The 13,580-nt window shown below is 39.9% G+C and carries 12 protein-coding genes; 8 read left to right on the top strand and 4 right to left on the bottom strand.

The annotated features are described in order from the left end of the window. Nucleotides 1-38 precede the first annotated feature (38 nt). Nucleotides 39-1,241, bottom strand: a complete 1,203-nt coding sequence (locus PALI_RS00230; RefSeq protein ID WP_193154383.1) for a bifunctional alpha/beta hydrolase/OsmC family protein — start codon at nt 1,239-1,241, stop codon at nt 39-41. Between the two features lie 267 nt (nt 1,242-1,508). On the opposite strand from PALI_RS00230, the gene PALI_RS00225 reads away from it, so the two are divergent. Further along, the gene (locus PALI_RS00225; protein WP_077537554.1) at nt 1,509-2,348 is read left to right on the top strand and encodes an isopenicillin N synthase family dioxygenase; all 840 of its coding nucleotides are present in this window, start codon (nt 1,509-1,511) and stop codon (nt 2,346-2,348) included. A gap of 200 nt (nt 2,349-2,548) precedes the next feature. Further along, on the top strand, nt 2,549-3,943 hold the full coding sequence (locus PALI_RS00220) for a DEAD/DEAH box helicase (RefSeq protein WP_008172585.1): 1,395 nt from the start codon (nt 2,549-2,551) through the stop codon (nt 3,941-3,943). Between the two features lie 118 nt (nt 3,944-4,061). On the opposite strand, the gene PALI_RS00215 is transcribed toward PALI_RS00220, so the two are convergent. Both PALI_RS00215 and PALI_RS00210 read right to left on the bottom strand, forming a co-directional pair. Continuing rightward, nucleotides 4,062-4,805: a DUF3307 domain-containing protein gene (locus tag PALI_RS00215; RefSeq protein WP_193154380.1), complete on the bottom strand. Its 744-nt coding sequence runs from the start codon at nt 4,803-4,805 to the stop codon at nt 4,062-4,064. Further along, nucleotides 4,805-5,428, bottom strand: a complete 624-nt coding sequence (locus PALI_RS00210; RefSeq protein WP_193154378.1) for a hypothetical protein — start codon at nt 5,426-5,428, stop codon at nt 4,805-4,807. The genes PALI_RS00215 and PALI_RS00210 overlap by 1 nt, the downstream gene beginning before the upstream one ends. A gap of 137 nt (nt 5,429-5,565) precedes the next feature. Here PALI_RS00210 and PALI_RS00205 point away from each other — a divergent pair, with 137 nt between their 5' ends. The 6 genes from PALI_RS00205 (at nt 5,566) to PALI_RS00180 (ending at nt 11,608) form a co-directional block, all read left to right on the top strand. Next, nucleotides 5,566-6,069: a LabA-like NYN domain-containing protein gene (locus PALI_RS00205; protein WP_010555312.1), complete on the top strand. Its 504-nt coding sequence runs from the start codon at nt 5,566-5,568 to the stop codon at nt 6,067-6,069. 173 nt (nt 6,070-6,242) lie between these two features. Next, nucleotides 6,243-7,163 carry an NAD(+) diphosphatase gene (gene nudC, locus PALI_RS00200; RefSeq protein ID WP_193154474.1) on the top strand — a complete coding sequence of 307 codons (921 nt, stop codon included), beginning with the start codon at nt 6,243-6,245 and terminating at the stop codon, nt 7,161-7,163. 9 nt (nt 7,164-7,172) lie between these two features. Beyond that, the gene (locus tag PALI_RS00195; protein WP_193154376.1) at nt 7,173-8,354 is read left to right on the top strand and encodes a cystathionine beta-lyase; all 1,182 of its coding nucleotides are present in this window, start codon (nt 7,173-7,175) and stop codon (nt 8,352-8,354) included. Nucleotides 8,355-8,497: 143 nt separating this feature from the next. Then, nucleotides 8,498-9,325, top strand: a complete 828-nt coding sequence (locus PALI_RS00190; protein WP_193154374.1) for an ABC transporter permease — start codon at nt 8,498-8,500, stop codon at nt 9,323-9,325. Further along, nucleotides 9,322-10,230, top strand: coding sequence for an ABC transporter ATP-binding protein (locus PALI_RS00185; protein ID WP_193154373.1), 909 nt, complete (start codon nt 9,322-9,324; stop codon nt 10,228-10,230). The genes PALI_RS00190 and PALI_RS00185 overlap by 4 nt, the downstream gene beginning before the upstream one ends. Before the next feature lie 574 nt (nt 10,231-10,804). Continuing rightward, entirely contained in the window at nt 10,805-11,608 is an 804-nt protein-coding gene (locus PALI_RS00180) for a putative porin (RefSeq protein WP_077537560.1), read from the top strand. 86 nt (nt 11,609-11,694) lie between these two features. Here the strand turns inward: PALI_RS00180 and PALI_RS00175 are convergent, their stop codons facing one another. Next, nucleotides 11,695-13,542: a M2 family metallopeptidase gene (locus tag PALI_RS00175; RefSeq protein ID WP_193154371.1), complete on the bottom strand. Its 1,848-nt coding sequence runs from the start codon at nt 13,540-13,542 to the stop codon at nt 11,695-11,697. Nucleotides 13,543-13,580 lie beyond the last annotated feature (38 nt).

The following is a 13,580-nucleotide window of genomic DNA, read 5'->3' as shown; positions in this document are numbered from 1 at the left end:
AGCGCAGTGTTACCTGCGCTATATTGATTTTATGGTAGTTACTCTACCAGTTCGCTTACAATAACTGGGTTATTATGTAGTGTTTTATGCACTGGGCATTTGTCGGCTATTTCGAGTAAACGCTGGCGTTGTGGCTCTGTTAAGTCGCCACGTAAAGTGATTTTACGAGTAATGGCTTCAAGGTTGCCAGTTTGCTCACAATCGTCGCAATCTTTGTTGTGATCGCGAGTGTGATCAAGCTCTACTTTTACATGATCTAGCGGTAAGTTTTTACGTGTAGCATACATACGCAGTGTCATGGCCGTACAGGCACCAAGTCCTGCTAATAAGTGATGATACGGATCGGGGCCTAAGTTTTTACCGCCTACTTTTATTGGCTCATCTGCAAGCCAAGTATGATCTTTTGTACTTACGTGCTGAGTAAATACGTGATCTTTTTCTTCAACAAGCACATTGCCACCCGTTAAGCTTGCCGTGTATTTTGTTTTGTCGTACTTAACGTAGCGATTAGCCCACGTTGCAATTATTTGTGCAGCGTAGTCGGCATCGTTTTTATTAGTAAGTAAGTGATCGGCGTTATCTAGGCTAATAAAGCTTTTAGGGTGCTTGGCTGATGCATAAATTTTTTCAGCTTCACTAATATTTACCGTTGCATCAATAGGCGAGTGCATTACTAATAATGCGCGCTTAAGTTTACTAATGTGGCTTTTATCGTACTTGGCTATATCGTCAATAAATTGCTTTTTGATGGTAAATTCACGACCGGCTAAGTTTACTTTAGCTTCACCTGCTGCGTTAATTTCATCAAGGTGTGCTGCAAAGTTATGCGCTACGTGCTGCGCATCTGACGGTGCGCCAATGGTTGTAATAGCCGATACTTCAGGAATATGCTCAGCAGCAGCAAGTACCGCAGCGCCGCCTAAACTGTGGCCAATAAGTAGCTGAGGCGGCGCAAAATGTTCACGTAAATGATCAGCGGCTGATACTAAATCTTGAATGTTTGACGAAAAGTTACTGTTAGCAAAGTCACCATCGCTATTACCTAAACCTGTAAAGTCAAAACGCAGTACCGCGATACCTTGTAGTGTTAATGCGCGGCTAATCCGTGTGGCTGCTGCTATGTCTTTACCACACGTAAAACAGTGGGCAAATAACGCGTAAAACTTAATATCGCCAGACGGGCGTTCAAGTTGGCCGGCAAGTTCTAAATCACCGCTTTTAAAAGATACTTTTTGTCGCATGAGAAGCCTTATTTACACAAATAAAATATATTCTAATAATAGACCAGAGATAGTTACTAAACCTTGCAAATTCAACGTTTTTTTGTAAATTGATCTTGATCAAACCAAGCGATGGTGGCGCAGCTTTGCGGACATATGTCCTTATGTTTTTGAGGTCATTTGTCTATCCTCACATAGCGCTATAATGAAGGCTTTGCTACTTTATATAAGTAATTTAGCACTATTGAAAGCAACTCACTTCACACAACCTATTCACTGGAACGTACAATGCAATTACCTACTGTTGATTATAAAGCTCCCGATGCGGCTGCACAATTTGTTGAATCGTTAAGAAATACTGGATTTGGCGTTTTAAAAAACCACCCAATCCCACAATCTTTAGTTGAGTCTATTTACAAAAATTGGCAAGACTTTTTTAACTCAGAGCAAAAGCAGGACTTTTTATTCTCTAAAGACACTCAAGACGGTTACTTTCCGCCTTCAGTATCTGAAGTGGCGAAAGGCTTTACAATAAAAGACATTAAAGAGTACTTTCATGTGTACCCTAAAGGTCGCGTTCCTGCCCAGCTTGAAGCTGATGTACGTGAATACTATCGTTTAGCAAGTGAATTTGCGGGCACATTATTAAGCTGGGTTCAGGCTGAAGCGCCAGCTGATGTACGTGCTAAATTTTCGATTGATTTAAAAGACATGATTGCCGATTCGGAGCAAACATTGTTACGTATCCTACATTACCCACCAATGACGGGTGATGAAGAACCAGGTGCTATTCGCGCAGCAGCCCATGGCGATATTAATTTATTGACTGTATTGCCAGCATCAAACGAGCCTGGTTTACAAGTTCAAAAAACAGATGGCGGTTGGTTAGACGTGCCATGTGATTTTGGCAGCTTAATTATTAATATTGGCGACATGCTACAAGAAGCGTCGGGCGGGTATTTTCCATCGACAATTCACCGTGTAATTAACCCAACGGGTAAAGCATCTACTAAATCGCGTATTTCACTACCGTTATTTTTACACCCGCATCCAGATGTTGTGTTGTCAGAGCGCTACACGGCAGATAGCTACTTGCAAGAACGTTTGCGTGAGTTAGGTGTTAAGTAACTCTAATACTTAGAGTAATTAAGTATAAACAAAAAACGGCCTATGGCCGTTTTTTGCATTTTTGAGCAACTTGAGCGAAGGTTTAATTTTAATAAACTATGCTCAATTGCCTGCAACGCAAATAATGGCATGCATTCTTAGCTACTACAGGTATAATGCGCGCAACTGGCTAATGTAGCCTTATTTAAAAGAGAGTTTATATGAGTTTTGAAGGTTTAGGTTTATCACAGTCTTTGGTTAATGCGGTTTTAGAAAAGGGCTATGAAACGCCAACGCCGATTCAGGCTCAAGCAATTCCTGCAATTATTGAACGTCGTGATGTTATGGCGGCTGCGCAAACAGGTACTGGCAAAACGGCTGGTTTTACATTACCACTTATTGAGCGTTTGTCGTCGGGCCCTAAAGCTAAAAGTAATCACGTACGTGCGCTTATTTTAACGCCTACACGTGAACTTGCTTTGCAAGTAAGTGAAAACGTTGAAGAGTACGCTAAGCATTCAGATGTGAGCTCGTTTGTAGTTTACGGTGGCGTTAAAATTAACCCACAAATGCAGCGTCTTCGAAAAGGTGTTGATATTTTAGTAGCAACGCCGGGTCGTTTAATTGACTTACATAATCAAAATGCAGTTAAATTTGATAGCGTTGAAGTGCTTGTACTCGATGAAGCTGACCGTATGTTAGACATGGGCTTTATTCACGATATTAAACGCTTAATTGCTAAAATGCCTGCTAAACGTCAAAACTTGATGTTTTCGGCAACATTTTCTGACGAAATTCGTGCACTAGCAAAAGGGCTAATTAATGACCCTGTTGAAATTTCAGTTGCTGCAAAAAATACCACAGCTAAAAGTGTTACTCAGTGCGTTTACGCGGTAGATAAAACACGTAAAACAGCATTGCTAAGCCACTTGATTCGCACTAACGATTGGCAACAAGTGTTAGTATTTAGCCGCACAAAGCACGGTGCTAACCGCTTAGTTAAACAACTAGAGCGCGATGATATTGTAGGCGCGGCTATCCACGGTAATAAATCACAAGGCGCACGTGTTAAAGCACTTGATGGTTTTAAAAGTGGTGAAGTACGTGTACTAGTAGCAACAGACATTGTTGCACGTGGTTTAGACATTGTTGAATTACCGCATGTTGTTAACTACGACTTACCAAACGTATATGAAGATTACGTTCACCGTATTGGCCGTACAGGCCGTGCTGGTGCATCGGGTCATGCAATTTCGTTTGTAACAACAGAAGATGCTGTTGATTTATACGGTATTGAACGTTTTATTGGCGAGCTTATTCCGCGTGCTGAAGAAGATGGTTTTGAGCCTATTAACCCAGTAGCTGAACGCGCATTAGATGCTCGTCCGTTACCGGCTAAAAAGCCTAAGAAAAAGCAGCCTTTTAATAAGCCTAAATCTGATAGCAGCAAGCCTAACAGTAAAAAGCCTAACAATGGTGGTAATGGTACAGGCCCACGCCGTGGTGGTTCTAAAAAGCCAGCAGCTAAAACAGATGACAGCGCGCAAAACCCATGGGCAAAGCGTGAATCTGTTGGCGGTAATGGCCAACGCCGTCGTCGCACAAATAACGATTAATCATTATTAATGATTGTGTTGGCGTTTAATTAATTTAGAATTTAGTTAAAGGCTGATACAAAAAACGCGCTCCCTTCCTGATAGGAGTAGCGCGTTTTTTATTGCCTGTAATTTGTTATTAGCTGATCAAATAGTTAATGGCCAAGCCTACAAATAAAGTAACACTTACGCTAAGTAGTGTGCCGAGCATAACGTACTCGGTAAGTTTTTTATCTTTACTAGCACTTAAATCGCCAAACCTAAATACCGACTTTGCAGCAAGTAAAAAACCAAGCCCTGCAAATTGGTCAAGCAATATAAAGCTCAGCATAAGTACGCGCTCAAGCATACCAATGCTTTGCCCTGCAAGTGGTAAGCTACCAGTACTTGAAAAGTTACTTGTTAAACGCTCTAACATCATTCTTATAAATACGGCGCAGGGGCTTAAAATAATTAAATAACCGCATACCACCCACAGTATTTTGGGATCAGTGAGCATATTATTAATTGCTGTCATAAAGCTACTGTTATCAGTTAGCCAAATACTGAGCGCAATAATAACGAGTATGTGCGCTATTTGATCTAGTAAGAAAGGCACCACGCCTTTATTAGAATACGATTTAGCTATATCAATAAAGTAATGGCTCACCATAATGCTCGCTGTGGCAATTAAAACACTGCTTAGTTGCTGCCACCCAAATGTGTATTCCCACACGGTAATAATGAGTGCACTTGTTACACCATGCACTAGTACATGAAAATAAAGCTTATTGGCTTTAAAGTGGCGGGTGTTTCTGTCGTTTACCCAACTCATAGGTTGCCAGTAAAAATCAGCGAGTAAGTGGCCAATAATAAGCGCGACCAGTAAAAGTGAAAACGTCATTATTCACCTCCTTTAATTATATTTTTTATAACGTGTTGTGTGTGCTTAATAAAGCGTTCTATAAGTTGGTAGTGCGCTAAATTTAGTAGCTTAGTTACATTTTCACGGCTGGTTTTAAGCTCTTTAGCCATTGCAGCGTGGCTGTTGTCTGGTGATGTTAAATAGACATAAAGGGCATTTGCTTGTTTTTGCGTGATTTTAGTGAGCAATACGTCAGCAAAGGCTAAATTAAGATTTAAGCTTTCATCGAGCTGCCGCTCGTTAATACTAAAAACAAAGCGTTGGTTACCTATTTTATCAAGGCCTTGCCCCGAAAGCGTAAAAGCAGAGCCGGTTGCTGTTTTTATATCGCTGCGTGGGTTATCTATTTGCCCAAGCGCTAAGCTTTGGCGTAGCTCATAACCTGAGGATTTAAGGTGTAAATACACTAGTATGGCATTTCTAAAAAGGTGCTCAGGATTATTAACTTGTAACTGAAAGGCATCGCCTCGATATATATTCCAAAGTGTTTGCTCACCCGAAATATTTCGCAAACTTTGCTCTAGTTGGTAAAGCATGGCATCGTACTGCTGCTTAGGGATAGTTTGCGATTTAATAATATCGCCGCTGATCACACCAATCATAAAAATCTCAAAATGGTTACTTTTTAATATGTAACCAATATTGGTTACATAAGAGTATGTAACTAATTTAGGTTACTTAAATATAAATTGCAAGGTACACTTATTTTAATTGCTATTAATCCTCACTAGGACACTAAATGACTTTACAAAACGAGCAGCAAAGCACGAAACCACGAGTCGGTATTTTTGTTGATGTACAAAATATTTATTACACGTGCCGCGAGAGTTACGGAAAAAACTTTGACTACAATGCGTTTTGGCGAGTAATGCAGGCGCAATACAATATTGAATGTGCTTTTGCATATGCAATTTACCGAGGGGATGAAAAGCAAAATCAGTTTCAAAATATTTTGCGTGCGATTGGTTTTGAGGTAAAGCTAAAGCCATTTATTCAACGCCGTGATGGCAGTGCTAAAGGCGATTGGGATGTAGGCATAACAATAGATATGTTAGAGCAGGGTAAAAATCTTGATAAGGTTATTTTGCTCTCTGGCGATGGTGACTTTGCTTTGTTACTTGGACATTTAAAAAATCAATATAATGTACCGTGCGATGTTTATGGTGCCGACAGGTTAACCGCTGAGGTATTAAAACAAAGCGCAGAGCAATTTCATTTAATTGATAATACTTTGCTACTTTAACAGCAAAAAATAGTTAAAAAAGTGCAAGCTAAGTGCCTGCAACATGAGAGATTTTAATACAAAGCCGTAATAGATGAATTAAGCCTTATATAGGCTTTTTTATTACTGTAATCAATTGGGTTTACTAAATGATTATGGTAATTTTAAAGCATAACGAGTTACCAAGGACTTACATGCTTCATTACAGCAACATGCCACTAGACAGAGGCTCAAATTTTCGCAAAGACCCATCGTGGCTTAAAGCGCAAATGTCGGCGCAAAGTAAATGGGTTTTAGTTAAAAATAATCAAACCCTATTTATTAAAGATACCCCAAAAGTAAGCTATTTAAGATATCAACAAGTGGCCCATTTAGATTTAACGAGTGCTATTTTTGTTGGTTTAAACAATGCTAAACAGGGTGTGTTTGCACTGGATGTCTCTGATCTGGATGAAAGCGTACTTACACCTTTAATAGAGGACGCGCAGTTTTTTGACATTCGCCAATATGGGCCTCAAGTGACCATTAAATATGCCTCAATAGCCGCCCTTGCGAGAGGTTTATGTTATTGGCATGCCACGCATCGTTTTTGTGGACGCTGTGGTAGTAAAAATCGTTCAGTGGAAGCTGGGCACTCTCGGCTGTGTGAAAACGAAAACTGTAAGCATCCTACATTTCCGCGCACCGATCCTGCGGTAATTATGGTCGTTACTAAGGTATTTGCTGATGGAGTAGAGCGATGCTTGTTAGGTCGCCAAGCTGCGTGGCCTGCTGGTATGTATTCGTCGCTTGCTGGGTTTGTAGATCCTGGGGAGACACTTGAGCAAGCCGTTGCGCGTGAAGTGAAAGAAGAGGCTGGTATAGAGGTTGGAAACGTACGTTATGTTGCATCTCAACCGTGGCCGTTCCCATCGTCAATTATGCTTGGTTTTTTTGCACAGGCAACGTCTGAACAAATTAACGTAGATAAAGAAGAGCTAGACGATGCAAAATGGTTTAGTCGTGAAGACTTAGCACAATTTGGTAATTGGCACGAAGAAGGTGAGCATTTAAAGCTGCCTAGAACCGATTCTATCTCTCGTTATTTAATTGAGCATTGGCGTACAAACCCTTAAGGATTAACAATGTCGAGTAAAAGTAATAAAAACACTCAGCTGGTATCATCAGGGCGTAAAAAAGCCTATACACATGGCGTAGTAAACCCCGTTGTACAGCGTGCATCTACCATTTTATTTGATACCGTAGCAGATTTAAAAGAAGCAGCTAAAACCCGTGGCGATAAAACGTTATTTTATGGGCGCCGAGGGACAACAACACACTTTGCGCTACAAGAAGCGATTACAGAACTTGAGGGCGGCGAAGGGTGTGCATTATACCCCTGTGGCGCAGCAGCGATCAGCCAAGTGTTATTATCGTTTTTAAAAACCGGTGATCATATGTTAATGGTTGATAATGCATACGAACCAACCCGTGATTTTTGCGATAAGATTTTAGCCGGATTGGGCATTACAACAACCTTCTACCCGCCAACCATTGGCGCAGGTATTAAAGATTACATTCAGCCAAATACCAAAGTGTTGTTTTTAGAATCCCCAGGTTCTATTACGATGGAAGTGCAAGATGTACCCGCTATGGTAAAAGTAGCCAATGAGCATAATGTAATGACCATGCTTGATAACACCTACGGAAATGGCTTGCATTATCGCCCGCTAGAGCACGGTGTAGACATTAGTATTCAAGCCGCAACTAAATATATTGTTGGCCATTCAGATGTGATGATGGGTGTGGCTGTTGCTAATAAAAAGTATTGGCCAACCTTGCGCGAAAACTCATACTTACTAGGGCAATGTACCAGTGCCGATGATGCGTATTTAGCACTTAGAGGCCTTCGTACAATGGGTGTGCGTTTAAATCAACATGAAAAAGCAGCAATAGAAGTTGCTAAATGGCTTGAACAACATGAGCTTGTTGATCATATTCGCCACCCTGCATTTGCAACATGCCCAGGGCATGCGTTTTTTAAACGTGATTTTGATGGCAGTAACGGGTTGTTCTCATTTGTGATGAAAACCGGCAATCAAAAAGCGATTGATCAATTTTTAGATAGTCTTGAGCATATTAAAATGGGCTTTTCGTGGGGCGGTTTTGAAAGTTTAGTAACGGCTAATTTAACCATGAAAGGCTTGCGTTCAAATACAGGCTGGGATTTAGGGCCGGTTATTCGCCTGCACATAGGCCTTGAAGATGTAGACGATTTAATTAGCGATTTAAGCCAAGCACTTGAGGTTTATAAGCAGTATTTATAATTTTTAACACAGTTTATGTTGTTACATTTAAATGTATTGTTACAAAGCTCACCATAGGTGAGCTTTTTTTTGCTGGTAATTCAAGATGTTTACACTTAGTGTGGATAAATACACAGAAAATAAAACGTCATTAAGGATAGTCAATGGCAACACCATTACCGATAAACGTAGGGCGATTAACGCAAATAGCGGGATTTGAGCTTGTACGTATGTTTTTAACTAAACGTGGACTTATTGCATTAGCTGCCTTTGCATTGGTGTGGCTAATAATACTGCGCTACCCAATAGGGCAGGCAGTAGGCATTGTAAGTGCGCCCGATTTTGAGCAAATAGCCCGAGATATATCAGGTTCTATTGGTTTAAGTAAGTTATTAGATTGGCCTGAGGCCGAATTTGCTATGTATTGGCTAATAGCGCTTTATAGCTTTCCCGTTTTTGGTTTATTTATTTGTAGCGATCAAACAGTAGGCGACAGAGAGCGTGGCACACTGAGGTTTTTATCACTGCGCTCCACTCGCTTTGAAATACTGTTTGGCCGTTTTTTAGGGCAGCTAGCGGTATTAGCCTGCTTAGTGGGCATTACTCTTGTGGCTACGCTCGCTGTACTAGGATTTAGAGATCCAAGTTTACTGGCAGGTGGTTTTGCCCGTGCACTTTCTATATTTTTTATATTAGTGATTACTTTATGCCCATTTGTAGCACTTATGACGTTAATAAATACCTTTGCTCGCTCATCGCGTTTATCTATCGTGCTGGCAATTTTATACTTTGCGGCAGGTGGTATTGTTGTGGGCATATTGCAATGGCAAATACCCGCATTTAGTATGCTTGATTATTTATTTCCGGGTGTGCAAATAGAGCTATTAGCGGGGCAAAATTTACCACTATTGAGCGCTGTGGCTATTCCCCTTATGCAAACTGCGGTGCTACTAAGCATTGCTCAACGTATTTTTGCAAGGAGCTCACTATGAGATCATTAATTACAGCCAGCGGTTTGAGTAAATCGTACGGTGCAAAATTGGCGCTTAATAATGTGAACTTTGAAATTAACAAAGGCGCACCAGTGGCGCTTGTTGGGCCAAATGGTGCAGGTAAAACCACCTTATTTAGTTTGTTATGTGGCTATATAGCGCCAAGTAAAGGAAGTCTTGAAATATTAGGGCATAAGCCTGGCAGTGCTGCTTTATTTAATAAGGTAAGTGCGCTACCGCAAGATGCTCAGCTCGACCCTCGCTTTAGTATAGATAAGCAACTCGCTTTTTATGCAAAGTTACAAGGCATGGGGGCCAAGCAAAGCCAAACCGAAGCACTACGTGTACTTGATTTAGTGGGATTAAAAGAAACTGCAAAGCAGCGTGCAGGGGACTTATCGCACGGTATGCGTAAACGTGTAACGATAGCGCAAGCACTTATTGGCTCACCAGAAATTGTCATGCTTGATGAAGCAACGGCAGGGCTTGATCCGATTCATGCCAGAGAAGTGCGCGAGCTGGTATCTGAATTAAGTGAGCAGGCTACATTTATTTTAAGCTCTCACGATTTAACAGAGCTTGAGCGACTATGCTCACAGGTACTTCATTTAGATAAAGGTGTACTAAGCGAACATCAAACAAAAACTAATAATACCGATAAACACTTTTATACATTAATGCTCAGTGAAGCTTATCAAAATGTTGAGCAACAGCTTCAAGCAATTACTGGTGTGAGTCGCGTATATATGAGTCAACATAAAGAGTATGTTATTGAATATCAGCCAACAGACGAGCCGCTTGATGTTGTATTGCTAAATTTTTGTCATCAGCATAACTGGCAATATAGACAATTAGTTAATGGCCACACACTAGAAAATCAAATATTTAAGCAAGAAAGCATATAAAGATTAATAGTGAGAAGGCAATAACGTTTATTTTAGAAAAATTATTGACGACAAAAACAAAAGTAGAAATAAAGTAGTGCACAATGTATTTTTTTTACTGATTAATAATTGTTTCTATGGTCAAAGTAGGTGTAATTAGCTTTAAAATTAAGCTAATTACACTTTTGAGGGTTATTAAAAAAAGCTTAATAAATTAAATAAAAGGTAATGTGGTTTGAATTTATACCTAAAAAAGTATTTTTTACTAAAAAAAATTTAAATTAGTAAAAATTTTAACTGCGGTAATGCTATTAATGAAGTTTATCGGATAATTGAAAAAGAGATCACTTTAGCTGCAAACTGTACCGTATTTACTGGCTTTTCAAATCATACTTATTGCAAGTAGTTGTTGACTCAATGTTGCAACTACTTTAAATTAACATTTGCTAATATTTAATTACAAATACCTCATTAAAATCAGATTGTTATATAACCCACCATTCAGTTTTCATTCATTTTTTAGGCGTTAGGATGCGCTCCGACTTGAGCTACACAGCTTAAGCATAAAAAGTAATATTCATAGGGAAATTTCAGAATGAAAAAATTAGCCGTTATCATTTCAAGCATTTTATTATCAAGCGCTGCAACCACTGCAATGGCAGCAGATAGCTACCAATCAATTAGCAATTTAGGCTACCAATACACAGATAGTAATAATGATGATCAATTTAAAATTGATTCTACGTATTATTTTTCTCCTAAAAAAACATTAGGTCCGTACGACCAATTTGAATACATTAACAAGCAAAGTAACGTTTATGGTGCTTACACTGATAACGATGCTGGTGATGTAACTGCAATTGGTGGTGAATACTTCTATAAAGATGTTGTTGTTGGTGCTTCTTACGAAAACAGTGATTTTGGTTCAAACAATGAGTCTTACTCATTAACAGCGGGTTATTTTTTCAACCCAGATTTACTTGCAAAAGTAAAATTTGTTGATAATAACGATGGCGATAATTACACATTATTTTCATTAGCATATAACCACATGCTTAATGACACAGATTACGTTGGCGTAACTGTTGAGTCAGATGATGATTTTGATTCTCGTTCAGTAGCTGCTAAATACTTTGTTGATTTACAACAAGGCAACTTTTTAACGGTTGAAGGTACATTTTTAAGCCTTGATGAAGCTGATGATCACTGGAATGTTGAAACAAATTACTACTTCAGTAAAGCGACATCAGTATTTGCATCTTACGATAAAGAAGATGCTTACAGCTTTGGTGCACAACACTTCTTTAACCACAACATCGGTTTAAAAGTAGGTTACGGAAACAACGCTGATGACTCTGATAACGATACTTACTTCGCTAACATGCGTTTTCAGTTTTAATTAAGTTTTAAACTTATTTAATACAAAAGTAATATTGAAAAGCCCGCTAATTTAGCGGGCTTTGTTGTTATTAGACAAGTGCATTATTACCAGCCGCAGTTGCGGCCTTCATTTTGCTTATCTAAGTATGTTTGTAATGGCGCAAAGTAATCGAGCATTGCAGTTGCATCCATCTGTGGTTTACCTGTTATGCTTTCAAGCGCTTCTTGCCAAGGTCGAGATGAGCCCATTTCAAGCATGGCGTTTAGCTTTTCGCCGGCTTCTTTTGAGTTGTAAATAGAGCAGCGATGAATCGCTTTATCGTTACCGGCAATTTCACATAAACTGCGATGAAACTCAAATTGTAAAATATGCGCTAGAAAATAACGAGTGTAAGGCGTATTACCTGGAACGTGGTACTTAGCACCCGGATCAAAGTCGTTTTCGCTACGTGCAATAGGGGCTTGTACTCCTTGGTATTTTTCACGCAGTTCCCACCATGCTTTATTGTAGTTCTCAGGTGTTACTTCACCTGAAAATACCTGCCAGCGCCACTGATCAACCATTAGGCTAAAGGGTACAAAGGCAACTTTATCGAGAGCCATTTTCATTAGTAAACCGATGTCTTTTGATTCATCTGGAACTTGTTCAAGCAAACCAATTTCTTTTAAATATCCAGGCGTAACAGATAAAGCAATGGTATCGCCAATGGCCTCATGAAAACCATCGTTAGCACTTTCTTGGTAAAATAAAGGTTGTTTGTTGTACGCACGCTGATAAAAGTTATGGCCTAACTCATGATGAATAACTGAAAACTCTTCGCCTGTACGCTGAATACACATTTTAATACGCAAATCGTCTTTACTGTCGATGTTCCATGCTGATGCATGGCATTGCACATCTCTATCTTTTGGTTTGATAAACAGTGAGCGTTCGTAAAATGTAGTTGGCAATGCATCAAAGCCCATTGAGGTAAAAAAGCTTTCAGCTCCTTTTACCATTTTGAGTTCGTCATAGTCATGCTTTGCTAGTAATTCGGTTACGTCATAACCCGGATCAGCGTTTTCTGGAGCAACGACATCGTAAATATTACCCCATGCTTGCGCCCACATATTACCAAGTAAGTGCGCTGGAATAGGTTGATTTTGTGGTACTTTGTCTGTGCCATATTTTTCGCCTAACTTAGCGCGAACATGGCAGTGCAGTGAGTTATATAATGGTTTAACTTGGCCCCAAATACGATCAAGCTCGGTGGTGAAGTCATCAGCAGGCATATCGTATTTACTGCGCCACATCGCGCCGGTATCGACATAACCAAGCTCTTTTGCCCCTTCGTTTGTCAGGACTACTTGTTGCGCGTAAAGTGGGCGCATTGGCTTTGATATTTGACGCCAACCTTGCCATAAATCAAGTAGTTCGTTGTAATTTCGGCTGGTGGCCATTGTAGATGTCATGTCGCCTAGGCTCAAACAGCTGCCATCTTCTTTGCAGTATTTACCTTTACCGTATAAACCACCAAGTTGTGCAACAATATTTGAAAGTTGTGCTGTTTTATCTGCGTCTTGTGGTGCTGGCAATGTAAGGGCTAGTTTTAGTTTATCAAGTTTTCGGCGGGCATCGTAATCAAGGACGAGTGTATCGTATTTAGCCGCTTCGTTGGCTAAGCGCACAACAGTTTCGGTCATTTTACGATTAACCTCGGCAGATAAAGCTGACGTATCGTGAGTAATAAAGTTTGCGTAAATCCACTCTGCACGGCTCGATTCTAAATAAAGTGCACTCAATTCTTTTTCTGTGTTTGTTATAAATGTATTTGCATCTTTAGCTGTTACAGCTTTTTTAGTGTGTGCTGAATCGGTGGTGTCTATGTTTATTTCTGCGTCGCAGGCAGCTAAAGCAAGAGTACTTGCGACCATTAAGGCGCTTATACTCAGCTTATGGCGAGGTGTGTTCATCGTATTTATTCCCTTCGTTTATTGTTATTTAGAGCGGT

It is taken from the genome of Pseudoalteromonas aliena SW19, from assembly GCF_014905615.1.
Taxonomy (GTDB): domain Bacteria; phylum Pseudomonadota; class Gammaproteobacteria; order Enterobacterales; family Alteromonadaceae; genus Pseudoalteromonas; species Pseudoalteromonas aliena.
This window is presented reverse-complemented; position numbering and strand designations above follow the sequence as displayed.